Consider the following 23,579-nt stretch of genomic DNA (forward strand, 5'->3'; position numbering starts at 1 on the left):
CACTACATGAAATGGCCAAGCCGCGCGAGGCCGCGCCGTCATTTCGTGACGAATGGTTTATTTGATTTCGCCCGCCGATTTACGGGTTCCCCTGCAGCAATGGTCCCTAAAATCGATTCCCGCGGCCATGCCCGCGCGCGTTGAGGTTGAGTGCCGCCGAGTAAGGTTGACGGGTTAGCTTAATGCACGGCTTTGATTGAGCGGTTCGCGAGTCAAGCTAAAATGCAGCATGAAACAAAATCGCCAGCGTCGGAAGGTTGTCACAAAGCGCAAATCGCGGGCCAGACCGGTAGATCTCGCGCGGAGATATAGGGAAGTGTGCGAGCTCCGGCGCAAGCTCGAATGCGTTACAGCCGCGGTGGCTTCCCTTCGTCCAGACAACATTGAGGTGTGAATCCGCCGACATTTATTTCGGCGGATTTGCCTTCAATGCCGGAGTTCGATCCGATGAGCCGTTACAACCTGTTTCAAGTCACATCGCTCAGCCCGGAACGGGCGTGGGCGGACACCTGGCATCTCTGGACGGTCATGATGCCGAGGCGCTCGATCACCGGCCGGCTGTTGTGGGGCAAGGTGTGGCGCCGGCACGATGGCAGGCGCTGGATCTACAAAAAGTTCGTCGAATACGAACCCGACGATCTCGTCTGATAGATAGACCGCTTCGCTCAGGCGTTGCGCGACGCGCCGTTGCGGCGTTCTGAGCGAAAGGCCAGCGCAACGCCGATGGCGATGAGGGTCATCGTTGCCAGCAGGCTGGCCGAAGCGGTGCAATTAATGCACGTTCCAACGATCGAGAAGGTCTCGCTCGCGGGAGCTGCGACAAGGTTCGTCATACCGTCATCCTGACATTCAGGTCCGAGGGCATAGGGCCGGAATTAAATATAGCAGCCCTTTCCAGATCCAGCCAGCAGCAGCAGCGCGTTGCAGTCAGATCCGAGGCTCATCCGCTCGTCGCAGGTATATTAAATGGCCCGAAACGGACCTATCGTCCCTTCGGCTATTTTCGGCACCAGTTTTTCCCGGGCCGTCAGTCCGCGCGCCTGCCGGGTTCCGGCCGATTTACTGTCGATTAACTATGATGTTTTACCAAATATTTACGCGCCAAAAATTGCCCACGGTGCGAAGCTGTTTGGGGATTTTATTTGTTACTTTCTCGCAGCCTTGCGACGAGATTAGCCGCCAGTTGGGCGGCAATACTCGTTGTGTCGGGCTGCACCACCTCCACCACGACGCCTTTAACGACGGTGTCGCAACCCAGATTGACGGCGGGACAGCCGGTCTCCCTCGAACAGACCTACGCGTATGACGGCGGCCCCACCGGCGCCGTGCCGCTTCCGTCCCCCTCGTCACCGGCAGTTGCCGTCATGGATGGCGGCAATGGCAGCATGATCGGCGGGACATATTCGAAGCGGAAGTCCGCCGGCACCGACGGGAACGTGGTTCTCAATCTGGCGAGCGTTCCGCTTCAGCAAGCCGCCAAGACCGTTCTCGGCGACATGATCGGCGTGAACTACGTCGTCGACCCGCGCGTCGACGGAGTCATTTCCGTGCAAACGACGCGTCCGGTCAGCAAGGCCGAAGCGATGGAGATGTTCCAGACCGCGCTGGTGCCGATCGGCGCGGTGCTGGTGCAAAGCCGCGGCACCTACCGGATCGCGCCGGCCGACCAGGCGGCCACGGGCGTGATCGCGACCGGCGATGGTCCGGCCGAGAGCGCCATTGCCGGCAACGGCATTCGCGTCGTTTCCCTGAAATATGTTTCCGCCACCGAAGTCGCCCGCGTGCTGGAGCCAATGGTGCCGAAGGGCGCCATCGTCCAGGCCGACGACGCGCGCAACATTCTCGCGCTCAAGGGCTCGCCGGCGGAAATCGAAAGCATGCTCGACTCGATTTCGGTATTCGATGTCGATGTCATGAAGGGCATGTCGTTTGCCGTCGTTCCGGTGAAAACGCCCCAGCCGGAAAAAATGGTCGACGAACTGAAGGCGATATTCGCGGCCGAGAAAGAGGGGCCGCTCAAGGGCCGCGTCAGGTTCATCGCAAACACGCGGCTTGGTGCCATCCTGGTTGTGACCTCGCAGCCGAGCTATCTGCCGAGGGCGCAGACCTGGATCAGGCGGCTCGACGCCAAGGCGGCCGGCTCCGAGCGTCAGCTTCACGTCTATCAGGTCCAGAACCGGCCCGTGGCGGAGCTCGCAAGCGTCCTGCAGTCGATGTTTGCGAATGAAATGAAAGTAGTGAAGCCGCCGACGCGCAGCGTTTCCCCGCGGTCGAAGCAGGCGAGCTTTTCCGGAAGCTCGGCAAGATCGCCCGGAACGGGCGGCGCGACTCCGGATATCGATCAAGGCGCGGCTATCGGGCTTCGCGGTGTAAGTCCCGGCAACGATCTGCAAAGCCTGCAGCGTGCGCTGAACAACGAGCCGGATGCATTGACGCCGGATTCGATGGAGCCGTCTTCGTCGCCTTCGTCATCCAACGGGGCGGTCGGCGAGCCGCCGCTCAAGATCGTGGCGGATGAAACGAAAAACTCGCTCCTCATCATGGCCAATGACCGGGACTACCAGCGCGTGCTTCGCGTCATTCAGGGGCTCGATGTCGTCGCAAGCCAGGTGTTGATCGAGGCTGTCATCGCGGAAGTGGTGCTTAACGACAAGCTGCAATATGGCGTGCAATGGCAACTGTCGAAAAAGGGAACGCCGACCGCTTCGTTCTCAAACGCGCTGACCGGCGGCGTGGCTTCGGTGTTTCCCGGTTTCAACTATGCCGTCAACGCCGCGAGCATCGCGTCGACGCTCAGCGCGCTGAACGCGCTGACACGCGTCAACGTCATTTCGACGCCGTCGCTGATGGTGCTGGACAACAAGACGGCGAGGCTGCAGATCGGCGATCAGGTGCCGATCACCACGCAGACCGCCACCAGCACGGTGACGGCCCAGACGGCGATCGTCAATTCAATCACCATGCAGGACACCGGCGTGATCCTGTCAGTGACGCCGCGCATCAATGAAAGCGGCAGGGTGCAGCTCGAGATCGAGCAGGAAGTCAGCGCCGTGGTGAAAACCACGTCATCCGGGATCGACTCGCCGACCATTCAGCAGCGGCGTGTGAAGACCACCGTCGTCGTCAACGACGGCGAGGTGCTGGCGCTTGGCGGCATGATCCAGGAACAGGCCAACAAGACCAGTAACCAGATCCCGCTGCTCGGCGACATACCCGGGCTTGGCGCTGCGTTCTCCAACCGGGGCGACCAGGTCCAGAAGACCGAGCTCGTCATCCTGATCACGCCCAAGGTCGTCCGCGACGGCACGGAAAGCCGTCTCGTGACGGAAGAATACCGGCGCAAGATGCATGTCTACATGCCGCACACGACCTCGCGCGAGCGTTCGCCGGCCAATACGATGCAGCGGATGATTTCACAGTGAAGCGCCGAGCGGCCATAAGAAATTTCTGGCTGATGTCGAGCATGGCGTGCTCGCTGGCGGGCTGTGTGACCTATGCCTATCCGATCGAACCGCCGCCGCCCTATGCGGTCTTGCCGGTCGATGAATCGATGAGTTGCAACGGCATCGCCGCTTCTTTCCGTTACGCGGCGCGGCGTGCCGCCCGGCTGGAGTATTGGCTGGCGGTGGGGCCGCTGGCGGGCTACGGCTATGAACGATACCCGCTGGATGCGCCCAAGCAGCTCATCGATGAACGCAGGCGGCTCGACGCACTGGCGGATCTGCAGCGCTACAAGGGTTGCACCGTGATGGAGCCGGGGCCTGCCGTTGTCGAGGAACGTTTGAAGCTCGAAGGCTCGGTCCGTCCGCCGGCACCACCTCTGCCGCCCCCGGTCGTGCTCAATTCAAAAGGCTAGTTGCGGCGCCCGGCCGAGGAAGATGGGCACAATTGTCTCGGCATAGCGCTATGATGTGGCATTCCGCTCTACGCTGGCACCGCACGCCGTTCGCCTGAGTGGCCGCGAGCGCTGCCACGTTCGCAGAGACCTCAGAGAACACAGGTTCGCTCCTCCTGTGGCCCGGGCGGTCGATGGCGCACGAGGGCAGTCTGAACAACGGAAAGTGGCAACGGAAACGCCGGATATCGCGGCATCGCGCGCTGGCGGACGGGGCACGTTTCGCCTAGTGTTGACCTCGGTGCACCCGAGGTTCACGGCGCCGTCGCGCAGCGGGATTTCGACTGGGCTTTGGACAGAATGCGCAGACTCTTGATTGTATTTTCGACGCTATTCTCGATTTTCATGCAAAACGCTCAGGCCCAGCCGCTAATTGTCGATCCGGAGTCCATAGTCCCGCTGCCGGACAAGTTCGATATGGAGATGCCGGCGCCTGACGTGCCGCCCGAGATTGCTCGCTTTCAGGGCGCGTGGATCGGAACCTGGCATGACGACAGACATATCCTCGTAGTCGAGCGCGTCACGCCCGACGGGCATGCGAACGTGGTTTTCGCACAATCAGACTCGGCGTTTTACGGCATGAATCGAGAATGGTGGCGGGACAAAGCAACTATCGCCGACGGCGTGCTTACCATGACGGGATTTCGCACCTTCCGATACGCCTTCGATGGTCCGGACCGGTTGTACATGACCGCGACCCTCAAAAACGGCGGCGTCACCTCCGGAACGTTGGTCCGCACCGATGCGATACGCCTTGCGGCGGGTGATCGACCGATCGAGTGGCCGTGGCCCGGCGAGCGCGTATCGATTCCGCACCTTGCGGTTCGGACTCCCGATGGCGCACGGCCGATCAAGCTCGAAGCGACGTTCTATCCGCCGGTCGGCCCTAGGCCGGCGCCGCTCGCGATCTATACCCACGGATCCGACGTCGGCCGGAATCAACTGAGGACCTGGTCGTTCTCGACCGAGGCGCATTGGCTTCGCGACAACGGTTTTGCTGTAATGGCGCTGATGCGTCGTGGACGCGGCAGGTCCGAGGGAATCAATGGCGAGGAAGACTTTGGGCGTGGTCACGACGGCAGCCTCATTGATGTTTCGGCAGGCGTCGCACAAGCAGTCGAAGACTTCGAATCGGCGATTGCCTATGGCCGCAAACTGCCTGGCGTGTGGCCGGGGCCCGTTCTACTCGCTGGCCAGTCACGCGGCGGGTTTCTCGCCATGCACTATGCCGGCCTCAAGCCCGGCGAAGTGATGGGCGTGGTGAATTTCTCCGGCGGCTGGTACCCCTACGGACCGGTTACCACGCCGTACTATGCGAATGCTGGCCGCGGCGCGGCTGACAAGGTCCCGCAACTCTGGTTGTATGCAGACAACGACCGTCTCTACGACGAAGCCCTGATCCGCGAATACTATCAAGCATTCGTCGCAGCCGGCGGCAGCGTGCGCTTCGAGCTTATCCACGGCGTTCCGGGCGACGGCCACTTGCTGAGGCTTTTTGCTGATCGGTGGCGACCGATCGCCGACAAATTCCTGGCCTCACTCAATCGACAACGCCACTGACCCACTTCGGAGCGTGATGCACTTACAGAGCGTCCGTTTGGAGTGCCTAGTTTTGTACCGAAGTGGCGCCGCAGTGCCATCCAAAACAATGTGCAGACAAACACTTACGACCCTCGACGGCACGGAGCGACACCGTCGCTTTTATCTTGCCCTCGGTCGGTCGACGGTCTCGTCCTCGCCGACCCCACGCGAATCTTCCCCAAAATGCGATCAGACAAAACGCACGGGCGCCGCCGACCCATGTCAGAAAATCCCGGACGAGCCCGCAATAGGCAAAAATTCGTTCAAGCATCGAGCTCTCGCTCCAGCGGGTTCTCTTGCACGTCGAGCCGCATTACGTACAGCGTTGCAAGCAAGGCCATTCCCGAGGACAGGAGCATCATTGCTAACAGGGTTGGGGCCGCATTCGCTTCGGTCAGAACCGCGCCCGTGATTGCCGACAGGAGTGCCCCGCCGCCCATCGTCAGCGCAGCCGACAGCCCCGACGCGCTGCCTGCAAGTTCTGACCGAACAGAGACGACACCGGCATTGCTGCTCGGGATCGCCAATCCGTTGCCGAGACCAACGCAGGCACAGGCGCCGAAATACATCGGCAAATTCACCGCGTCATAGAAGCAAAGCAGGATTCCCAAAACCAGGCCCACACACGCCACCAATCCGCCCATCAGCATCATCGTCGTGAGCCCATAACGTTCGGAGAAGCGGCCGCACAGAAAGCTGCCGAGAACAAAACCGACCGTGATGGTTCCCATATAGAAACCGAGCTCCGCGGTGGAAATCCGGAACGTGGAGACAGCGACAAGCGACGCTCCGCCAATGAAGATGAAGAACGCCCCCCGGGAAAACGTCATGCACAGCGCGTAACCCCAAAAACGCCCAGATCCCACGAGCTTCGCATATGATCGAAATTGCCGCGCAAACGTAGCCGCGGGTGTTTTGTTGGTTTCCCGCAGATCGAGCCAGCACAGCGCGAGGGTCGCGCCGCCCATGACGAGAAAGGCCCAGAAACTGGCCCGCCATCCGTACAGCTCATCGAGTGTACCACCCAGCATCGGGGCCAGCATGGGAGCGACGGCCGAGGCCATTGCCACGTAGCCGATGGAGCTTGCAGCTTTGTTGCCTGCGGAGAAATCCCGAATAATGGCGACCGAAACGGCGTAAGCAGGGGCGATGACCGCCTGCATCATGCGGAAGGCGAGAAACACCCAGACGTTGGCCGCCAACAGGCAGCCCAGCGAGGCGACGAGGAAAAGCAGCAGGGCGGCAAGGATCACAGGTCGCCTGCCGAAGCGATCCGACAACGGCCCCATCACGAGCTGCAGCAAGGCGCTCACGGCCGCGTATACGGCGATGCATAGATTGACGAGCGCATAGTCCGCCTGAAACTCATGGGCGATGTTTGCCAATGAGGGCAGGAACATGTTGAGAGATACCACCGACAGACCGCTCAGCGCGATCAAGGTCATCAGGGCCGGCGGGTCTGCGGCTTTCCCTGGCATGGGTTTCCTCTTCTCAATCTGACAAGCCGGACAGAAACTTGCTCAAAAAAAAGCCCCCGAACTTGTCGGGGGCGCACGGGGTACCGGCATGGATGCCGTTACCGGTCCATGCGCCAGCGCCCTACTACGACGGTTGCGATCGTCATCTCAAATATCTCTAATGATCTACGCCCAGTGTAGAAACTCGCTCCGTGAGTGTCAACGATCGGCTAGCGCCACGTCTAACACCGAACTGATATTTCCAAGCCACCTTGGAAGGGCAGTGTCATTGTGGTGAAGCTGTTGGCTGGATCATGTAGAAACGCGAAATAGTCAGCATAAAACCCCCGATGTTGTTTGGTGTTGTCGCACACCACAACCGCGCCTTGTGAAAGATGTGGCGAAATCAATTCTAATGCAGGTCGCGCCATCGCGATCCAAACATCCATTAGGACGAAGTCGATTGGCCCATCGATCTGCTTTAGGGTTTCGCGAAGATCGCCTACTCGCAGTTCGATAAAACTACTCAATCCGGCTTGCGCGAAATGTGCCCGTGCAGCCGCCGCTTTGCTTGGCTCATATTCGGTCCCAATGACCACTCCGTTGCCACCGAATGCATTAACATTGTCGCGCACGGCTGCAGCGAGGTAGATGGTCGACACACCGTACGACGTGCCAACCTCGATGATCTTGGAGACTTTTTTCGCGCGGCATAGCTGGTAACAGAACTCCGCCTTGTCGCGATCAAGTGCAACGAGCTTGTCGCTCCGAAAGGCCCTAATTTCTTCTGCGCTTGGAGAAAGCTCGCTGCTGTCCCGTTTTGCCTCGAATGCCTGGATCAGTGCGGCCTGCTCGTCGCTCTTCGCGTGAAGAGCATCAAGGAAGTCCTGCAATGCCTGATTGGCAAGTACGGTCATGGTCTGCTCCCTTCGCTGGCATTACCCAGACAGGTTCAACGGGTGTGATCTCAGCCCGCGTCAAACGGGCACCCCGGACGCGCCAACGTTTCAGGTCAACGTATAGCCGTCAAGCATCGCGGTCAGAATGTCTCTTGTGGGTCAAACGCGTCATTTTGGCACCTTGCCTTCAACTTCCGGGTCGCCCCCTGGAACGCACATGGCACCGATACCCAGGGTGGTTCGGTGCCATGTCCATGGAAGCACATCGAGACGCCCGCGACATCGGAAACAGCTCCTTTGAGCGCAGTGCCAAATCGTAGGCAGTCGAATATTCTCGGGTTACGGCATGAGATAGGTTGCGACTTCATAGCGCCACGGCGAAGCAGTAGTGCCCATCTTCGTCGGCCGTGGCGCCCTACTGTCGATGCGGAAGCTCAGCTTGCGGCTGCTTCGCGAACGCGCAGGCACGCGCGCGACGTGTCTTGCGGGCGTTCCGGCCGCGAGCTTGATGGATCGATATCCCCGCGCCGCCATTCGCGAATGACGTAGGGGCGACCGTTTCCGCCCTCCAGCGAGACCAATGCCTCCCGGATGAAGCGCGTGCCGTCCAAGGCGCTGATATCCGCGCGGATGGTCATGCTGCCGCCCAAGGGCAGCCCTCGTTTGGCGTTCGTCTGCTTCAGTTCGACGTTGAGCAGTCTCAGCAAGGCGGGGGAGGCGGCTTCCATGTCCGGCTCCGGCCGCCCGGAGCGAACGGTGACGTGGCGAAGCGCTGCCCGAAACAATCGGGGCGACATGCCGTCGAGCTGATCCAGTTGCATCACGGTGGTGAAGCGTGCCTCGGCAGGCGCTGCGCTCGGCGTGCCCTGCGCCTTCGGTATGCGGAATTCGGTGATCTGCGCGGCGATGCGCATGCCCCTCGACTGATCGCCGGTGAGCGCGGTGAAGAGGCGGGTCAAGGCGGCCGGGCTCGCCGTGTTCAGGTCGATTTTTCCGGTCTCTTCCTCGACCGTGATCGTGGCGCGTTCGCCGCCGGGCAATTGGCACCGCAACGGAAAATTGACGGCTTGTTCGGGTGTTGTGGCCAGCGCCGCGGCGATTGCCAGGTTGACGGCGCTCTCTGCCGCCATCTCGGCTGCCGCGACCGAGGCGTAGTTCGACGATGTCTTGGTGCGGTAACGCGCGCCGACGATGACCGCCATTCCAAGCAGCGTAATCAGGCCCAATGTCCAGATCACGGCAACCAGTGCGAAGCCCGATTGTCTGGCCCTAGCGCGGGGCAAAGAAGGGCATTCCGGCCGGCCAGGGACGGCAAATCGGTTCGTTCGAGCCTTTCGCCGGTTTGCCACGTCGATAAGCCTTGCTGGGACGGCCAGGCGGCCTGACCTCGCGTCATCAGCCGATATTTACGCAGGAATGGCAAACAAAGCGTCAAACAGCTTGTGTTAATCAAAACCCCCTAGAATCGCGCCGACGGAGAAGCCCCGCGAGACCGCCGAGCGCGCGAATGTCATTCGATATCCAGCAATTGTTGCGCCCGGCCGCGCCTTCGAGCCGGGGAACGGAATTGCCGAGGCCACGGGACGCCGGCTTCGCGCAGGCGTTCTCCGACCTTCTGGTCGGCAAGGACATGGTCGATCCCGCCGCGATCGGCCGGGCCCGGCGGGCCGCAGAAGCTGCTTCCGAGCGTTTCGATCTTGTGCTGGTCAAACTGGGCCTGATTTCCGAGGCCGACCTCTGTCTGGCCTATGCCACCTATTGCGGTCTGCCACTGATCGAACCTGTGGATCTCCCGGCCAAGCCCGTCCTGGCGGACCGCTTGCAATTCTCTTTCCTCAAGACCAACCGGATCCTGCCGATCTCGTTCGACGGCCGGCGCCTGTTGATCGCAACCGCCGATCCCTTTGTCGATGAGTCCGTACAGGCCATCAGCTACATGCTCGACGTGCCCGTCGATCTCGCCGTGATCGCGCCGGCGGAAATCGAGCGCGCCTTGCGGACGCTGTATCAGGACGCAGCGTCCGAGACGCACGCCGAGGAGACTGACGGCATCGCGATTGCCGGCAACGACGGCAGCGAATTCGACGTCGAGCGCCTGCGCGATATCGCCAACGAAGCGCCGGTCATCCGGCTGGTCAACCAGATCATCGCGCGAGCCGTCGAGCGCGGCGCGTCCGACGTGCACATTGAACCCGGACGCGATGCTGTCGCCGTTCGCTACCGCATCGACGGCTTCCTGCAGCAGGAGCGCCTCGTGCCGGCGACGCTGCGGGCCGCGCTGACGACGCGCATGAAGATCATGGCCAAGCTTGATATTGCCGAGCGGCGGCTGCCGCAGGATGGCCGCATCAAGACCGTGGTGCGCGGCGTCGAGATCGACATCCGTGTCTCGACCTTGCCGACGGTATTCGGTGAAAGCGTCGTGATGAGAATTCTCGACCGAACCCGGGTGGAGCTCGACTTCACCAAGCTCGGGCTAGACGGCAGGACGCAGGAATGCCTTCAGCGCCTGATGGCGCTTCCGAACGGCATCATCCTCGTCACCGGCCCAACCGGCAGCGGAAAGACGACGACGCTCTACACCGCCCTGAAGGATCTCAACCGCCCCGAGCTAAAACTGTTCACCGTGGAAGATCCGATCGAATATCAGCTCTCCGGAATCAACCAGATCCAGGTTCAGCCGCAGATCGGTCTCGACTTCCCAACGGCGCTTCGCTCGATCCTGCGCCAGGATCCGGACATCGTTATGATCGGCGAAATCCGCGACCTCGAAACCGCGCGCATCGCCATCCAGGCGGCGCTGACCGGCCATCTGGTGTTCTCGACCCTGCACACCAACAGCGCGATTGCCGCGATAACGCGCCTGATCGATATCGGACTGGAACGTTATTTGCTCGCCTCGACGATTGCGGGCGTGATGGCGCAGCGTCTGGTCAGGAAGCTTTGTCCCGTCTGCGCGCGATCGCATAGCAACAGCGAGCGGGCGCATGGCAAGCTCAAGATGGCGATAGCAGGCAATCCGCGAATAGATTGGTCGCACAGCCGGGAGCCGGTCGGCTGCGATGCGTGCGGCAACACCGGTTATAGCGGCCGCACCACGATATCGGAGCTGCTGGTCATCGATGACAGCGTCCGCGAGGCGATCGGACGCAGAAGCCAGGACCAGCGCGCGGTCGAGCAGTTGGCGCGCGAAGCAGGCTTTCACACGCTCTACGAGGATGGCCTGCTGAAGGTCGGGGCCGGCGAGACTTCGCTCGAAGAAGTTCTTCGCGTCACCCGCGCGTCCTAAAGGGAGCACCGAGCCCTTGGCAACTTTTCACTACAAGGCGTACACGGAACGAGGCGCGGTCACGGCAGGGACGATTGTTGCCGAAGGGCTCGATGCGGCCGTCGACGCGCTCTATGGCTCGGGGCTGACGCCGTTCGAAACCTACGGCGTGGCCGACCGGACGGCGGAACGACCGAACCTTTCATCGATTTCGTCGCGAGACGCCGAAACGTCGATCTGGAAACGCGAACTCGTTCAGTCAAACCGCTTCAGCCTGAAGGAGCTGACAGCGTTTACAGTTGAACTGGCTTCGCTAACCAATTCCGGGCTGACGCTCGATGCCGCATTCCGGATCATCGCAGGGCCGGGCGCTGCGCCGAAAACCGCCCGTCTTGCCAACGGGCTTCTCAAGGACGTGCTGGCCGGATTGCAACTTTCGGAAGCGATGGCGCAACGGCCGGATGTGTTTCCATCGGACTATCGGGCCATTCTGGCCGCCGGCGAAGCCGGAGGGGTTACCGGGCAGGTCCTCAAGCAGATCGCCGAATTGCTGGCGCGCCGGCTCGAGATCCGCAACAAGATTGCGTCGGCGCTCGTCTATCCCATGATCCTGATCCTGATGTCGCTGGTATCGGTCGTGGTCATCGTGTTCGTGCTGATACCCAGCATCTCGCCCATCTTCGTCGATGCGGGCCTGCCGCTTCCCGGTATCCTGCATTTCTTCGAGGAGATTCAGGATAACTGGCTGATGGTCCTGCTGGCGATTGCTCTTTGCGGCGCAGCCGGTTTCGTATTGTGGGGCAAGGCGAAGCAAAATCCGGAAGTCATGCTCGGCGCCGATCGTTTGAAATGCTCGCTGCCGGTGATTGGTGCGCTGATTCGAAACCGCGAGGCCGGAGGCTTTGCGCGGGCGCTCGGCACGCTGCTCGTCGCAAGGGTGCCGTTGATGTCCGCGATGCAAACCGCGCGGGCGCTGGTTACCAACCGGCACCTGAATGCGCTCTACGAGGCCGCCATCAAGCGTGTTCCGGAAGGCACGCCGCTGCACCGCGCCTTCGAGGGGGACGGTCTGTTGCCGCCCGCATCGCTTCGTCTCGTGGCCGTCGGAGAGGAGTCCGGTCAGCTCGGCCTCATGCTCATTCAGGTGGCCAGCGTGATCGAGGCCGACCTGCAGCGCCGCATCGAACGCATGGTCGGCCTGCTGACGCCGGCTTTGACGCTTCTCATCGGCGGAAGCATCGGTGGGCTCATCATGCATGTGATGAGCGCCGTGCTGTCGATCAACAATCTCGCATTCCAATGAAACGCCCCGCACGATCGTCAGCCGGGTTCACGCTGGCCGAATTGCTGGTGGTCATCGGGATCATCGCGCTCGTCCTTGCCGGCACGCTGTCCGCCAAACCGAAGGCCGTGGCCACGCGTGTCGCCGTTACTGCCCGCTCTGTTACGGCGACGCTTCAGCTTGCTCGTGCGCAGGCGATGTCGAGCAATGCCGAAACGCTGTTCCGGCTCGACGTGGAGAAAGGCCGCTTCGGCTTGCCGAATTCCATGCACAGTATGCCGCGCGGAATGATTGCCGCGGTGGTAGTTGCCGAGACGGAGCGCTCAGGCGAGCTTGGCGGTATCAGATTTTACCCGGACGGCCAGTCTTCCGGCGGCGAGATCGCGCTGATGCTGGAGGGGCGATCGGCGCGCATCGCCGTCAACTGGCTGACCGGCGAACCACGGTTGATCCAATGATGCGCGCGCGTTCCAGGCGAGTGTTTGTCAGGCGCAGCGGCGAACGCGGATTTGCGCTCATCGAGATCCTCGTTGCCTTCGTCATCCTGGCGCTGGGGCTCGGTGCCATATCGACCGGCGTGGCGGTGGCGATGCGTTCCGATGCACGCACGCAGGCCAATCGCGCCGCGCTGCGCGTTGCGCAGTCCCGTCTCGAAGCCGCCGGCATTTCCGAGGTGCTTGCGACGGGCTACCGCGAAGGCGTGATCGCGAACAGATTCCGGTGGCGGCAGACCGTCACCGAACTTCGTCCCGCCAGCGACACGCGCCCGGAGCAAGGCGCGCGGCCGGCGCCCGCAAATGGCGCATTGAGGTCCTTCTGGGTCGAAATAGCCGTTGAGGCGCCGGACGGCACCGCCACCAGGCTCGCAGCGTTGAAGCTTGCGTCAGGGACGAAGCAATGACGCGCGTGGTCCGCAACCGGTTAATTGCCCGGGTTGGCGCCCGCCGGAGCGGCGAGCAGGGGTTGACGCTGATCGAGTTGCTGTTGTCGCTCGCCATTCTGGCGATCCTGACGGGCTTTCTGGCCGGCGGCTTGTCGATGGGCCGGCGGGCATTTGCCGTCGACCGTGCCAGCGAGATCGGAAGCGAGACCAGTGCTGCGATCCAGACCATAGCTGCGCTCGTGGGGGCGGCGCTCCCGGTCCGGTTTGACGGGGCAGGCACAAAAGACGCCATCGGGTTCGACGGTCGCGGCGAGGCGATCGTCTTCGTAGGCTTGAGCGAGGGACGGTCACTGCGCGGCGGGCCGCACAAGATCGTCTTGCGGCGGAGTGGAGGGGATATCGTCGCGGACTTCGTACCGCTTACCGGGGCGCGTTCGAAGGATAGCCTTGAGCCGGCACCGGCCCGGGTCGTGGTGCTCAGCGGCGTGCGTGAAATCCGTATTGGGTATTTTGGTACCGTCGACCCCAAGGTCAAGCCGGCTTGGCGCTCCGATTGGATTCGCGCCGAGCGGCTGCCCGATCTGGTTTCGATCCGGATCGAATTTGAGGACGAGCGGCGTAACGAGCCTGCCACCATCGTGGCGCTGCGTCAGGGCTAAAGCCTTCCGACTTCACGCGCTCGCGGGTGGTGGCTCAATTGCCGCCAAAACCAGCGCAGGAACATCGCCCGAGTTGGTCGTCTTCAATCCTGATATTTCATTACACCTGATTCATTGTGATGGGGACGGTCAAGCGTTCAACCAGTAACGGCTGCCGGATGAGGCCGAGCAGGTGCCAAACGCCGAAGTGGTGTTTCCACAAAATAGTAGGACAACGACGCCAAGAAAAACGAGATGCCCAAGACCGCCGACCCGGTTATCACAGGGTTCGTGTGCGGGGCTAGTTTGGGTGTCACGAAGGCGAGAATGGGGAAGTGCCAAAGGTAAAGTGAATAGCTGATTTTTCCGATCCATGTCGCTGCCGGGGTCTCAAGCAGGGTCCTGAAAACGGATTGACGATAGAGTATGAAGTAAAACAACGGGAAGAAGGCAAGTCCCTGGATTGAATAGCGTGCCGTCTCTCGAAAGGTCGGGTTGCGGATGACCAGCGTGGCGAGGAGCAGAATAAGGCTGACGGTAACGGCCATTCTGCTGGCTAGCCAATCCAGATTGAGCTTCAACCTGATGCCTATCGCCAGCAGCGCACCAAAGAGGATTGAATCGATCCTCGTGTCGGTGCCTACATAGGTGCGAATTTCTGGCATTCCACTCGACACGAGGAAAATGCGCCAAACCAGGACGGCGCAACACACGACAGCGAGGCCGATCAGAAACCGCTCTCCGAACTTCCAAAGGTTCGCAACCAGAATTGGAAAGACGAGATAAAAGTGTTCTTCAATGGCGAGCGACCATAGAGGGCCCAGCGGCAGCGCCATAGCTCCTTTCGATATCACGTAGAAATTCATGAAGTAAAAGACGGCCGCGATGACTTCATTGGCTGAAGAAACGCCAAAGGCAAGGAAATAGGTCAAACTCACGACGGCGACCATGGTCAGCAGCGCCGGAGCCAGCCGCATGAACCGGCGGATATAGAATCCCTTGATATCGATCGAACTAGATCGATCCAGTTCGTCGATAAGCAGTCCAGTGATCAAAAATCCGCTAATGAAAAAGAAGAACGTGACGCCGAGGCCGCCCGGGACGACACCATCTTTCAACAAATGCGAGAATAGAACGAGCAAGATGGCAACCGCGCGCATCCCGTCAATGCTTGAAATATACTTTTCAGAACTCATTGAAATACGTGTACCCGCCCCGCCGGAGAAATAAGCTTACCCGACGCTCGCTCTAACCATCATTGCCGCCGCCGAGAATGTCCCAACGCCGCCTATAATTACTATATAATCCACCAAAGCGGCTTCTCAAATAATTCATTAAATCAGCACGTCTTCGCAGTTGGCCTATTCAACGTGGCGCTGCGTATGTCATCGCGTTCTGCCTCCGTTCTACTCGACGCCAGCCGGGATCATCAGATCAGTGATCTCTGAAATAGAACGGCAGATTGAGGCATACGGGCGCGATATTGGTCACGTCCATTCAGTCGCGAGCCCGTCGATTGCCGCCACGCCGACGCCTTCGCAATCTGCGTTGCGTCCACCCCGGAGGCCGGGGTGTTGAGTCAATCCAGAGTGGCGGCGGGACTTGGCTGAAGGGTGAGCAACTACATGAAGTTTGGGTGACCCGACCAATTGCCGCGAAGAGGCCGGCTTCCGCGGGCAGAAGTGTCGAGGCTGGCTCGGGCAATATCCAGTCACGAGCGTTAACCAAGGGTTCCTGGCCGTGAATCTTGATCACCTAGAAGCCGCCGTCCTCGCAATTAACTCCTTAGTGCTTGATGCCGGGAAACCATTGCATAGCCTCGATTTAGTCTTGCGCTGGATCCACCCGCCGGGGAAAAGGCCGCTCGTTACTCTTCGTAAAGAATTAGTAAATAAGCTTCGTTCATTCGAATCGAATGCCTCGATCCGCAAGTGACGATCATGCCTGTCGCCGATCTGCCCGTAGTCCGAGCCGGTGGCCTCCGCGTCTTGACGGCGTGGGGCACGGACTTTGCGTACTGGTGGCTGTCGGGCTTGCGCGAGGCAGTTCCGGCGCGCTGGCGCGAATGGGCCGAGGGCGAGGCGAGGCCGCAGGTCACGCTTTGCCGGGATGGCGACAGCGTCACCTGCCGCCTGATGTCTGCCACGGGTCCAGCGGAAATCCGGATTCCATTGCCGCTGTTCAACGCGGCCGCGCTTGAGCAGTGGCTTGCCGAGCAGGGCGTGTCGCGGGAAGCGACAACCGTGGCGCCGGTCATTTCGCGCGAGCTTTTTTTCCTGCGTGAGTTGAGCGTGCCCAAGGCGGCTTTTGGTGCCCTGCCCAAAATCCTTGACCAGGACATATTGCGGCGAACGCCATTCCAGCTTTCGGATATCTGGCATGCCGCAACCGCCGTCGGGCAGGAATCGGACGGCGTCGTGCCGATGTGTCACTGGATTATCAGGCGTGATCGCGCCGAGGCGGCTTTATCGGAGCTCGGTCTGGCATCGCGGGATGTCGACTGTCTGGCGGTGGCAGACGCGGGCGGCGAGGCCGTGCGCGTGATCGCGTTCCGCGCCGTCAGCGATGATGATCCGGCTTGGGCGCTCCGGGCAGTTCGGCTGCTGGCAGTCGCCGCGCTCGGCGCCGTCTTATTCGGACTGGCCGTGTTCGAATGGCGCCAGGCCAGCGTCGCCGCCGTGCTGGAGACGGCAGTTGCTGAGGCCCGGCAGTCCGCTCAAAATCGGTCGGGACGGCCTGGATCCCGCGGCGCGTTTGTTCGCGATGAAGGCCGAGACCGGCATCCTTGCCGTGTGGGATGAGCTGTCGCGAATTCTGCCCGATCATACTTTTCTGACCGAAACCCGCATCGCCGACGGCACGGTGACGGTATCAGGGTTTTCGGCGGATGCGGCGCGTCTGGTTCGCATCATCGACCAGTCACCGCTGTTTTCGGGCGCGACCCTTACTTCGGCGATTACGCCGGATGCGAACGAGCGCAAGGATCGCTTCAGCATCGTCTTCAAGCTGCGTGGCGCGCGCACGGCGACCGCAAGATCCCGGCCCGCGCCATGATCCAGAATCTGAAATTGGCGCGCGGGACGCCGTTCCTGGCCTTCAACGCTGCCGCCATACTCTTTGTCACCATCTTCTTCCTTGCACCGATCCTGGCGCACTTTGCCGCGAGGGGCGAAGACATTTCGGATCACGCAGCGCAGCTTGCGCATTTCCAGAATGTGATGCGCACCGCAAAGAAGTCGGCGGGCAGCGTCGGGCGGTCGGGCGACCCTTTCCTTCCCGGCAGCGAAGAGCGCGTCGCCAGCGCCGATCTGCAGGCCAGCCTGAAGTCGATGGCGGCGAATGCCGGCGTCAATCTGCTCGCGATCCGCGGGTTGCCGAGCGGGCGCTCCCAGCCGTTGCACATGATTGCGGTCAGCGTCGAGCTCGAAGGCCCGCTGAAGACTATCAGAGACATGATCTTCACGATCGAGAATCAGACGCCGCTGTTGTTTGTCTCCACGGCCTCGTTCCGCAGCCTGGCGGACGGGGAGGACGGTCCGATCAGGGCCGAGCTCAGGGTTCAGGGAGCTATCCGCAACGGGTCGCAGCCTTCAGGACGCGAGCAGGCCACGGGCGGCGGGCAAGCCGGCTCCGCATCGGCTACGGCGGAGCGGATGCCGTGACGTCATTGGCGCAAATGGTCCAGCTTCGGCTGTCAGGCATGACCGGCTCTCCGCGGCAATTCGTGGCCTCCAGGCTCGCCGCCATGCTCGGGCGGACCGATTTGCCCAGCCGGAGCGAATTGACGGCGCTGCGGCCTGCAACGCGCGTTCTCATCCTGGGTTTTGCGGCCTGGATCGGACTGGTTGGCGTGACGACGCTAAGCGCGGTGATTTCGCTTGAGCTGTCGACGGTCACGGCCCCGACCTGGTTTGGCAGCCGCAGCCCGGTCGCCAAGGTGTCGGACGCGCGCGCCGCCGCAGGCTTTGAGAATATCGTGCAGCGCCCGCTGTTCTCACGGAATCGGCAGGGTTTTGTCGCGGCCGAACCGGCCGCCGCACCACCGCCGCCGATGGCAACATTGGACTCCGGAATGACCCTGAAAGGGGTGTTCATGAGTGACGGTGTGGCGAAGGCTTTCCTGATCACGACGCAAAGTCCGCTGGGCGTATGGGTCCGGCTCAATGGGCAAATCGACGGCTGGCGCGTCGCCGCGGTGACGCCCGAGCACGTCGTGTTGGAAGGGCAGAGCGAGAAGCTGACGGTGCCCCTTCATACGAGCGGGAGATGATGCGCTCGCTCCGCAAGACCGGCGACCGTACCAGCCGTTTCTTCGGCGAAGCGCTGGCATGGCGCTCGGCAGGGCGGCCACACGTTGTCGTGGCGTGGGCCTTGATAGCCGGCACGGTCTGGTTCGCCATCGGCCTTGCCGGCGATCCCGCCTGGGCACTGCCCGCTATCGCGGGCTGCTACCTCGTCGTCCTGCTGGCCGCTGTTTGCGCTATTGACGGCCGCTACGGGATCATTCCGGACAGCATGGTTCTGGCGCTGGCCGCCGGCGGCGCGCTACAGGCCTATCTGTGGGGCCCGGCGGACTTCTGGTGGCGTGGATTTGAGGCTGTAATGGTTTTTGCTGCCGCGTCCTTGTTCCGCGCCGGCTATCGTTGGCTGCGGGGCCATGACGGTCTGGGCTTCGGCGACGTCAAGTTCGTCGCGGCGGGCACCCTTTGGATCGGCGCGGAAGGAATTCCCGGCCTGCTGCTGATCGCGGTGGCGTCCGCCCTGGTCAGTCTGCTGATCCTGAGAGCGCAAGGACATGACCTCCACGGCAAGCAGGCGATCTCGTTTGGGCCTCACCTTGCGATCGGGCTTTGGTGGATGTGGGTTCTAGGGCCGCAGCCGGTTTAAAGCCGCGCAACAGAAAAGCCGCCCGAAGGCGGCCTTTCGCTCATTGGTGAAGATGGAGTCAGGCAGCCAGCGCGGCTGGCCGAGGTTTGCGCCGATAGGCCATGAAGCCGATGCCGGCGAAGCCAAGGATCAACATCGCCCAGGTCGAGGGCTCCGGAACGGCATTGACCTGAATCGACACGTCGCCCAGTTGCTGGTTGTCCGCGCTGAAGAGCTTGAGGTCGAAGGTGTAGATGCCGGAGGCATTGGGATTGAAATTGATCGGGCCTCCCAGAAAACCGAAGCCCAGATTCTCGCTGTTCTGATAGAGCGGGCCACCGATCGGCGTATTGTCTCCAAATATTGTCTGCGGATTGATCGTCGATATCCCTCCGGGACCGGTAATAGTCAGCAATGAATGGGTGCCCAGCAGCGAACCCGGGTTGACCGAAAACTCGAAATTCCACAATGCCCTGCCAGGCGGGGTGCTGCCCACCGGAGCAATATAAAGATTTCCTGTCGGCGTGATCGGGCCAACAAATCGAATGGAGGCACGCAATCCGAGTTCGACCCCATTATCCTCCGCGTCGACCGTGAAATGGCCGTTGCTGGTACCGCTCCCCTGGGTCCAGCCCGACGCAAGATCCTGATTAAACGTGACGACGGCCGAGGCGCCGCTGACAAAAGAGGTCAGCGCAAGCGCGGTTCCGAGAGCGATCAAACCCAGCGACGAAAACCGCATAATTTCCCCCATTTATTATTGGTTGTATTTTTCTTAAACACGTTCATCTAATTAAAGTCAATCTCCGGTGGGGATAACTCTTCGTTGCACGTGAAATGAGTCGCTGGCAGTTCGCGCGCTGCGAAATCACGCATTTTCAACGTTGAGCCAGCAAGATTAAATCGGGACAGTCCGTTAATCTCACGATGGCTTGTCCTTGGCAGACCATAGCCGCCGGGCGATTCTCGCAAATATGATGCCGGCCGCGCCGCCCGCTATTTTCTCCAGCGCATCGATCAATGTGCCGTGCCGGTCCGGCGTCACGGTCTGCAAAGTCTCCAGCAGCGCCGCGGCGCCGAACACGATGCAGCAAACAAGAATCAGGCGCCGAGGATAGGCGAAGCCGAAGAGGGCGCCGAGGATAGCAAACGCGATAACGTGCTCGAAATGCGCGTAGGTTTGCATCGCAGGCCGCATCAAGAACGGCGAGAGCTTGAAATAGATGGCATAGACAAATCCGACATGCGTCAGCGTGGCATAGGCGATCGCGATGACCGCGATCCATGCCGCTGCCATGGCAAGCCGGGCAATACGTCTCTTCATGTTGGCGTTTTGCACCGGGCCACAACTTCTTTCGAGCTAATAGGATCCTTAACCTTACCTTGGACGGACGGGTCAGGAGGATTTTGCGAGCCTTTCCCGCCAGCGGCAGCAGTAAACTTTCCGATAAGGGAAACGATCGATTGCGAGGCGGCCGCTTAGGCGAAGTCCAACAGATTTTCGATAAGATTGCTGAAAGACAAAATCAACAAATTCGGGTGGGTCGGGTGTTTACGGATCGTCGAAAGAGCGAACGTCGCTCTTGTCAGGGGGCGGCAAAGATTCAATTCGGGGTCGGCTCATTGCCGCGCGATTGCACCATCACTGACATATCTGACGGCGGCGTGCGGATTGTCGCCCAAAATCTCGACGTGCCCGCGGAGTTCACGCTGATCCTTTCAACCGGCCGCCCGCGCCTGTGCCGGCTGGCTTGGCGAATCGGATGCGAATTTGGCGCCCAGTTTATCGACCATCTGGCCACGGCGCCGTCGCAACATTCGGCACCGCGGGGTAGTGCTAGGACACCGGAATATGCGTAAGGCACGTTCAGCGCTGTTTGCGCTTTCCCTGGCGGTTGTGATGCTCCCTGAGATCGCGGCCGCAGGCGGCGCGTTTGTCGTCGTCCCGGGATTTCGCGGGATTGGCTATCCGGGCGGGTACGGCTACGCGCGCCTCTACGGACATCCATTTGACGACGGCTACGACTATCCGTTCGGCTATGGCGAGTATGCCGAGTACGGTCCATGGACCTACCGCGGTGATGGTGCCTGCTATGCGTTGCGTCGGGTATGGACCGTCAGGGGCTGGCGGCAAAGAGCGGTGAGAGTCTGCGATTAGGCGCAAGGTTCGATCCGGCGCGATTCCGCCCGACGGCGCACGCGCCTAGAAGTCAAATGCCCAGGCGAGGCTATGCAGAAGCAGCCACGACCAGCCGATCATGGCTGCGGCGATGGCAGACAGGTAGGCGAACCGGGTAGCGCTTGAACGCATGACGCTACTTCGAGACAACCCTGTTGACATCGACCGGCGCCCGTAGCGCGGCTTCGGTCCGGAACACGGCCTGGCGCAACCTCACCACTTCTGCGTAGCTATCGCTCAGCGACTTCTCGGCCGGCAATTCCCGGATATTTTTTGGTTTGCTCAAACGCTGTCGCTTCACGAAACACTCCGCGAGTTCATACAATCAATTTGGCCGAATACGTCAACTCAAAAGCAACCATAGTTTCCTGCGCGTCGTTCACAACGCAACTCGCGCGTTAAGCTTGATACCCGCGCAAAACATTAAATCGGGAACCTCGCTACGGCGCTTGCGTGACGTTCCGTCGATCCCCGATACTCGAACCATCGCCGCCGTCGCGCAGAAGGCAGTACGATCGCTGAACGGATGCTGAACGATCAACCCTGACAAGTGACACGTACCGAAACCGACCTATCTGGACGCCGCCGGTGCCCCGCCCACTTTCGTGCGCCATGGCCAGGTCGAAAGGATGCGCTCGGCGTCGGCTTCGAGAAGCTTTCGTTTAGCGATGACTTCTTCCTTCACAAGCCGAAGGTCTTCGTCCTGATAGAAGAAATCGGCGCAGCGTGAATTGTAGTCATTTGCAAGCGCGTTATAGGCGCGAATGTCTTCGGGCCCCCGGACCTGTTGCTTGATCACACGCAGCCGTTCTTCCTGAAAATGACAGTAGCGAACATATTCTCGCGAAAGGCGTTGGCCTTTGCCGACCGGGGGAAGCAGCTCGGGCTCCGCCTTCGGTTGAGGCGGGTTCGGTGCCGAGGCGACGGATGCCGCTCCAGGGTCGAAAGTCCAGTACGCAGCCAGAATTCCAAGCACCGCCAGCAGCGCCGCAGCCGCGAGCATGGCTTTCTTGACGTGACGGAAGCCGCGGCCTTCTGCAGGCACCGCCGGATCCCGATCTGGTTCGATACCGTTCAAAGCGGCGCGCTGCATATCGCGCAATATTTCGCCGGCTTCGGCGAGCCGCGCGGCCGTATCCGGAATTGATCCGAAAGCGTCGAGCGCGTGATCCAGAACCTGCTGCGCCCGAAGGTAATGGTGGTGGTTGCAGAGATCGCCAAGCAGGCCGAATATCCGATCGGGGGTGCGGGTCATCTCGGGATCGCTGAACCCCTCATGCGCGTCGAGCAACAGCAGGGGCTCGCAGAGCAAGGCCCAGCAATCCAGCGCGTCGGCCAGCCCCTCCATCGTGGACGCATCGTCCGGTCGTTGTTGCAGCGATTGGCAGGCATCGTCGACCTGTCGATCGGCTTTGGATCGCATCTCCCCAATGGCGCGCCGGTAGGCCGCCAGCAGGAAGGAATGCGTCTGGATCAGCGGCTGGTCACGCGTAGCGAGGATTTGGCGGGTGGCGTGAAGCAACGGCTCCGCGGCGCTTTCAACCGGATCGTAGGCTTCGATCGCGGCCACGCATTGGGCGTCGAGCAAATCGTCCAGGCCGTCCCTTACGCTCTCCAGCGAGGGCGGAGGCCAGCCGGCGCGATGCCGGAGCGCCTGCAGGGCCTGATAAATTTCCATGACGTCGATGGAATTGTGCGCGCCCATCAAGGCAAGGAGCAGTTCGCTCGACGCGCCGCGGCGAGCCGTGTAGCGTGCAATGAAATTGGCCCTCGAGATCGGTGCAAACTGAGCCGACGCTTGCAGTAGATCCTGGTCGGAAGCGTCGGCAGGCAGCTCGGCGTAGAACAGATCGATGCGGTCGGGCGTGCTGTCGAAGGGATACGAGAGTTCGCTCGGCAGGCGCCGGACCGGGTCCAGGAGGGTCGCATAGGCCTCCGTCAGGCGTGTCTCCGGCGCGATATGCGCCTGTCGTGCCCGCGCCAGAGCGGCCTCGATCTCGGAGGCCGTTGCGTCAGGATCGAGTCCCAGGAAGCGGAATGGCTCGGCTGACGGATCAGATCCGGAAGGCGAGATGCTGCTGGCTGATTTGACTGCCATATCCGGAATACCGACCTGGTCGTCACTGTGTCGCGCAATAGAGCGGCTACGTCGAGCCACTGGATGTATTGGCCACGTCGAAGTCATTCCTGAGCTGCACGCCGATGTCGTGCACCCGGGAACGCCAGAGCTCCCGATCGATGCGGGGGTCGGCTTCCGGTCGTATTGTCAGCATGGCGTTCCACGGGTTTGACCCATAGACCGTAACGACAAATCCGCCATGGGGGCAACCGTCGATCGCGCGCAGCGACTTCATGATGAGGCCTGCAAGTTCATCGGCGTTACGCGCCTGCTTGCCGCCCGAGCGGATAGGCGAGGCGGGTTGAATGTCCCGATCGGGCTGCTTGTCGGCGGGAAGCGAGGGAGGCAGGCTCTGGCTGCCGATCTCGAGTGCGGCAGGTAAAACCGCGCGGGCAGCCTCTGCAGAGGGTTCGGCAGAACGGTCCTCGTCAGCAATTCTTTTGGGTATCGCCGCGATCTTCTGCGCAAATTCTACCAGGCTTCGATGCATCTCATCGTCGGTGGACATAAAT

General features: G+C 61.2%; 24 protein-coding genes, 2 pseudogenes and 1 riboswitch. Of the genes and pseudogenes, 16 read left to right on the plus strand and 10 right to left on the minus strand.

The window, feature by feature from the left end:
* Positions 1-447: 447 nt before the first annotated feature.
* A complete protein-coding gene (locus V1288_RS20145; protein ID WP_334358695.1) occupies positions 448-648 on the plus strand; it encodes a hypothetical protein in 201 nt (66 codons plus the stop codon).
* Positions 649-665: 17 nt separating this feature from the next.
* Here the strand turns inward: V1288_RS20145 and V1288_RS20150 are convergent, their stop codons facing one another.
* Positions 666-833: a hypothetical protein gene (locus V1288_RS20150; RefSeq protein WP_334358696.1), complete on the minus strand. Its 168-nt coding sequence runs from the start codon at positions 831-833 to the stop codon at positions 666-668.
* A gap of 426 nt (positions 834-1,259) precedes the next feature.
* On the opposite strand from V1288_RS20150, the gene gspD reads away from it, so the two are divergent.
* From gspD to V1288_RS20165, 3 genes are all read left to right on the plus strand, one after another.
* Positions 1,260-3,422, plus strand: a complete 2,163-nt coding sequence (gspD, locus tag V1288_RS20155) for a type II secretion system secretin GspD (protein WP_334358697.1) — start codon at positions 1,260-1,262, stop codon at positions 3,420-3,422.
* Positions 3,419-3,856, plus strand: a complete 438-nt coding sequence (locus V1288_RS20160; protein WP_334358698.1) for a hypothetical protein — start codon at positions 3,419-3,421, stop codon at positions 3,854-3,856. Before gspD ends, V1288_RS20160 begins: the two co-directional genes overlap by 4 nt.
* Positions 3,857-4,195: 339 nt before the next feature.
* Positions 4,196-5,455 carry an alpha/beta hydrolase family protein gene (locus V1288_RS20165; protein ID WP_334358699.1) on the plus strand — a complete coding sequence of 420 codons (1,260 nt, stop codon included), beginning with the start codon at positions 4,196-4,198 and terminating at the stop codon, positions 5,453-5,455.
* A gap of 284 nt (positions 5,456-5,739) precedes the next feature.
* Here the strand turns inward: V1288_RS20165 and V1288_RS20170 are convergent, their stop codons facing one another.
* From V1288_RS20170 to V1288_RS20180, 3 genes are all read right to left on the minus strand, one after another.
* Positions 5,740-6,954, minus strand: coding sequence for a Bcr/CflA family efflux MFS transporter (locus tag V1288_RS20170; protein WP_334358700.1), 1,215 nt, complete (start codon positions 6,952-6,954; stop codon positions 5,740-5,742).
* A 221-nt stretch (positions 6,955-7,175) separates the two neighbouring features.
* The gene (locus tag V1288_RS20175; RefSeq protein WP_334358701.1) at positions 7,176-7,850 is read right to left on the minus strand and encodes an O-methyltransferase; all 675 of its coding nucleotides are present in this window, start codon (positions 7,848-7,850) and stop codon (positions 7,176-7,178) included.
* A riboswitch (TPP riboswitch) is annotated at positions 7,841-7,936 on the minus strand. It overlaps the preceding gene by 10 nt.
* 330 nt (positions 7,937-8,266) lie before the next feature.
* Positions 8,267-9,115: a hypothetical protein gene (locus V1288_RS20180; protein ID WP_334358702.1), complete on the minus strand. Its 849-nt coding sequence runs from the start codon at positions 9,113-9,115 to the stop codon at positions 8,267-8,269.
* A 224-nt stretch (positions 9,116-9,339) separates the two neighbouring features.
* Between V1288_RS20180 and V1288_RS20185 the strand changes: the two genes are divergently transcribed.
* The 5 genes from V1288_RS20185 to V1288_RS20205 are packed head-to-tail and all read left to right on the plus strand — an operon-like array spanning position 9,340 to position 13,924.
* Positions 9,340-11,121, plus strand: coding sequence for a GspE/PulE family protein (locus tag V1288_RS20185; protein ID WP_334358703.1), 1,782 nt, complete (start codon positions 9,340-9,342; stop codon positions 11,119-11,121).
* A gap of 16 nt (positions 11,122-11,137) precedes the next feature.
* Positions 11,138-12,403, plus strand: coding sequence for a type II secretion system F family protein (locus V1288_RS20190; RefSeq protein ID WP_334358704.1), 1,266 nt, complete (start codon positions 11,138-11,140; stop codon positions 12,401-12,403).
* Entirely contained in the window at positions 12,400-12,840 is a 441-nt protein-coding gene (locus tag V1288_RS20195; RefSeq protein WP_334358705.1) for a GspH/FimT family pseudopilin, read from the plus strand. The genes V1288_RS20190 and V1288_RS20195 overlap by 4 nt, the downstream gene beginning before the upstream one ends.
* A complete protein-coding gene (locus V1288_RS20200; protein WP_334358706.1) occupies positions 12,837-13,283 on the plus strand; it encodes a type IV pilus modification PilV family protein in 447 nt (148 codons plus the stop codon). The genes V1288_RS20195 and V1288_RS20200 overlap by 4 nt, the downstream gene beginning before the upstream one ends.
* Positions 13,280-13,924, plus strand: a complete 645-nt coding sequence (locus V1288_RS20205) for a prepilin-type N-terminal cleavage/methylation domain-containing protein (protein ID WP_334358707.1) — start codon at positions 13,280-13,282, stop codon at positions 13,922-13,924. Before V1288_RS20200 ends, V1288_RS20205 begins: the two co-directional genes overlap by 4 nt.
* Before the next feature lie 137 nt (positions 13,925-14,061).
* On the opposite strand, the gene V1288_RS20210 is transcribed toward V1288_RS20205, so the two are convergent.
* Complete coding sequence (locus V1288_RS20210; RefSeq protein ID WP_334358708.1) at positions 14,062-15,099, minus strand: acyltransferase family protein; 1,038 nt, start codon at positions 15,097-15,099, stop codon at positions 14,062-14,064.
* Positions 15,100-16,074: 975 nt separating this feature from the next.
* Between V1288_RS20210 and V1288_RS20215 the strand changes: the two genes are divergently transcribed.
* The 5 genes from V1288_RS20215 (at position 16,075) to V1288_RS20235 (ending at position 18,790) form a co-directional block, all read left to right on the plus strand.
* The gene (locus V1288_RS20215) at positions 16,075-16,704 is read left to right on the plus strand and encodes a hypothetical protein (RefSeq protein ID WP_334358709.1); all 630 of its coding nucleotides are present in this window, start codon (positions 16,075-16,077) and stop codon (positions 16,702-16,704) included.
* Entirely contained in the window at positions 16,667-16,957 is a 291-nt protein-coding gene (locus tag V1288_RS20220) for a PilN domain-containing protein (RefSeq protein WP_334358710.1), read from the plus strand. The genes V1288_RS20215 and V1288_RS20220 overlap by 38 nt, the downstream gene beginning before the upstream one ends.
* On the plus strand, positions 16,954-17,565 hold the full coding sequence (gene gspM, locus V1288_RS20225; protein WP_334358711.1) for a type II secretion system protein GspM: 612 nt from the start codon (positions 16,954-16,956) through the stop codon (positions 17,563-17,565). The genes V1288_RS20220 and gspM overlap by 4 nt, the downstream gene beginning before the upstream one ends.
* Before the next feature lie 83 nt (positions 17,566-17,648).
* Positions 17,649-18,173: a hypothetical protein gene (locus V1288_RS20230; RefSeq protein ID WP_334358712.1), complete on the plus strand. Its 525-nt coding sequence runs from the start codon at positions 17,649-17,651 to the stop codon at positions 18,171-18,173.
* Positions 18,170-18,790: an A24 family peptidase gene (locus V1288_RS20235; RefSeq protein ID WP_334358713.1), complete on the plus strand. Its 621-nt coding sequence runs from the start codon at positions 18,170-18,172 to the stop codon at positions 18,788-18,790. The genes V1288_RS20230 and V1288_RS20235 overlap by 4 nt, the downstream gene beginning before the upstream one ends.
* A 58-nt stretch (positions 18,791-18,848) precedes the next feature.
* Here V1288_RS20235 and V1288_RS34080 read toward each other — a convergent pair.
* Both V1288_RS34080 and V1288_RS20245 read right to left on the minus strand, forming a co-directional pair.
* A pseudogene (locus V1288_RS34080) lies at positions 18,849-18,953 on the minus strand (PEPxxWA-CTERM sorting domain-containing protein); the annotation flags it as partial.
* A 738-nt stretch (positions 18,954-19,691) separates the two neighbouring features.
* Positions 19,692-20,093: a VanZ family protein gene (locus V1288_RS20245; protein ID WP_334358715.1), complete on the minus strand. Its 402-nt coding sequence runs from the start codon at positions 20,091-20,093 to the stop codon at positions 19,692-19,694.
* Between the two features lie 224 nt (positions 20,094-20,317).
* On the opposite strand from V1288_RS20245, the pseudogene V1288_RS20250 reads away from it, so the two are divergent.
* Positions 20,318-20,560 (plus strand): annotated as a pseudogene (locus tag V1288_RS20250) (PilZ domain-containing protein); the annotation flags it as partial.
* A 61-nt stretch (positions 20,561-20,621) separates the two neighbouring features.
* Entirely contained in the window at positions 20,622-20,927 is a 306-nt protein-coding gene (locus V1288_RS20255; RefSeq protein WP_334358716.1) for a hypothetical protein, read from the plus strand.
* A 157-nt stretch (positions 20,928-21,084) separates the two neighbouring features.
* Here V1288_RS20255 and V1288_RS20260 read toward each other — a convergent pair whose 3' ends face one another.
* From V1288_RS20260 to V1288_RS20270, 3 genes are all read right to left on the minus strand, one after another.
* Positions 21,085-21,249, minus strand: a complete 165-nt coding sequence (locus V1288_RS20260; protein WP_334358717.1) for a hypothetical protein — start codon at positions 21,247-21,249, stop codon at positions 21,085-21,087.
* Between the two features lie 270 nt (positions 21,250-21,519).
* On the minus strand, positions 21,520-23,046 hold the full coding sequence (locus tag V1288_RS20265; protein WP_334358718.1) for a hypothetical protein: 1,527 nt from the start codon (positions 23,044-23,046) through the stop codon (positions 21,520-21,522).
* Positions 23,047-23,092: 46 nt separating this feature from the next.
* Positions 23,093-23,575 (minus strand): hypothetical protein, encoded by a 483-nt coding sequence (locus V1288_RS20270; RefSeq protein WP_334358719.1) that lies wholly within the window; start codon positions 23,573-23,575, stop codon positions 23,093-23,095.
* Positions 23,576-23,579 lie beyond the last annotated feature (4 nt).

This window comes from Bradyrhizobium sp. AZCC 2176, from assembly GCF_036924645.1.
Taxonomy (GTDB): Bacteria; Pseudomonadota; Alphaproteobacteria; order Rhizobiales; family Xanthobacteraceae; genus Bradyrhizobium.

Excerpts from the sequence above, each read along its gene's own strand:
- V1288_RS20195 (WP_334358705.1), top strand. The coding sequence starts at position 12,400 with ATGAAACGCCCCGCACGATCGTCAGCCGGGTTCACGCTGGCCGAATTG.
- V1288_RS20255 (WP_334358716.1), top strand. The coding sequence starts at position 20,622 with ATGCGTAAGGCACGTTCAGCGCTGTTTGCGCTTTCCCTGGCGGTTGTG.
- V1288_RS20210 (WP_334358708.1), bottom strand. The coding sequence starts at position 15,099 with ATGAGTTCTGAAAAGTATATTTCAAGCATTGACGGGATGCGCGCGGTT.
- V1288_RS20200 (WP_334358706.1), top strand. The coding sequence starts at position 12,837 with ATGATGCGCGCGCGTTCCAGGCGAGTGTTTGTCAGGCGCAGCGGCGAA.
- V1288_RS20145 (WP_334358695.1), top strand. The coding sequence starts at position 448 with ATGAGCCGTTACAACCTGTTTCAAGTCACATCGCTCAGCCCGGAACGG.
- V1288_RS20185 (WP_334358703.1), top strand. The coding sequence starts at position 9,340 with ATGTCATTCGATATCCAGCAATTGTTGCGCCCGGCCGCGCCTTCGAGC.
- V1288_RS20230 (WP_334358712.1), top strand. The coding sequence starts at position 17,649 with ATGCTCGGGCGGACCGATTTGCCCAGCCGGAGCGAATTGACGGCGCTG.
- V1288_RS20245 (WP_334358715.1), bottom strand. The coding sequence starts at position 20,093 with ATGAAGAGACGTATTGCCCGGCTTGCCATGGCAGCGGCATGGATCGCG.
- V1288_RS20150 (WP_334358696.1), bottom strand. The coding sequence starts at position 833 with ATGACGAACCTTGTCGCAGCTCCCGCGAGCGAGACCTTCTCGATCGTT.
- V1288_RS20220 (WP_334358710.1), top strand. The coding sequence starts at position 16,667 with ATGAAGGCCGAGACCGGCATCCTTGCCGTGTGGGATGAGCTGTCGCGA.
- V1288_RS20170 (WP_334358700.1), bottom strand. The coding sequence starts at position 6,954 with ATGCCAGGGAAAGCCGCAGACCCGCCGGCCCTGATGACCTTGATCGCG.
- V1288_RS20205 (WP_334358707.1), top strand. The coding sequence starts at position 13,280 with ATGACGCGCGTGGTCCGCAACCGGTTAATTGCCCGGGTTGGCGCCCGC.
- V1288_RS20165 (WP_334358699.1), top strand. The coding sequence starts at position 4,196 with ATGCGCAGACTCTTGATTGTATTTTCGACGCTATTCTCGATTTTCATG.
- V1288_RS20265 (WP_334358718.1), bottom strand. The coding sequence starts at position 23,046 with ATGGCAGTCAAATCAGCCAGCAGCATCTCGCCTTCCGGATCTGATCCG.
- V1288_RS20270 (WP_334358719.1), bottom strand. The coding sequence starts at position 23,575 with ATGTCCACCGACGATGAGATGCATCGAAGCCTGGTAGAATTTGCGCAG.
- gspM (WP_334358711.1), top strand. The coding sequence starts at position 16,954 with ATGATCCAGAATCTGAAATTGGCGCGCGGGACGCCGTTCCTGGCCTTC.
- V1288_RS20175 (WP_334358701.1), bottom strand. The coding sequence starts at position 7,850 with ATGACCGTACTTGCCAATCAGGCATTGCAGGACTTCCTTGATGCTCTT.
- V1288_RS20235 (WP_334358713.1), top strand. The coding sequence starts at position 18,170 with ATGATGCGCTCGCTCCGCAAGACCGGCGACCGTACCAGCCGTTTCTTC.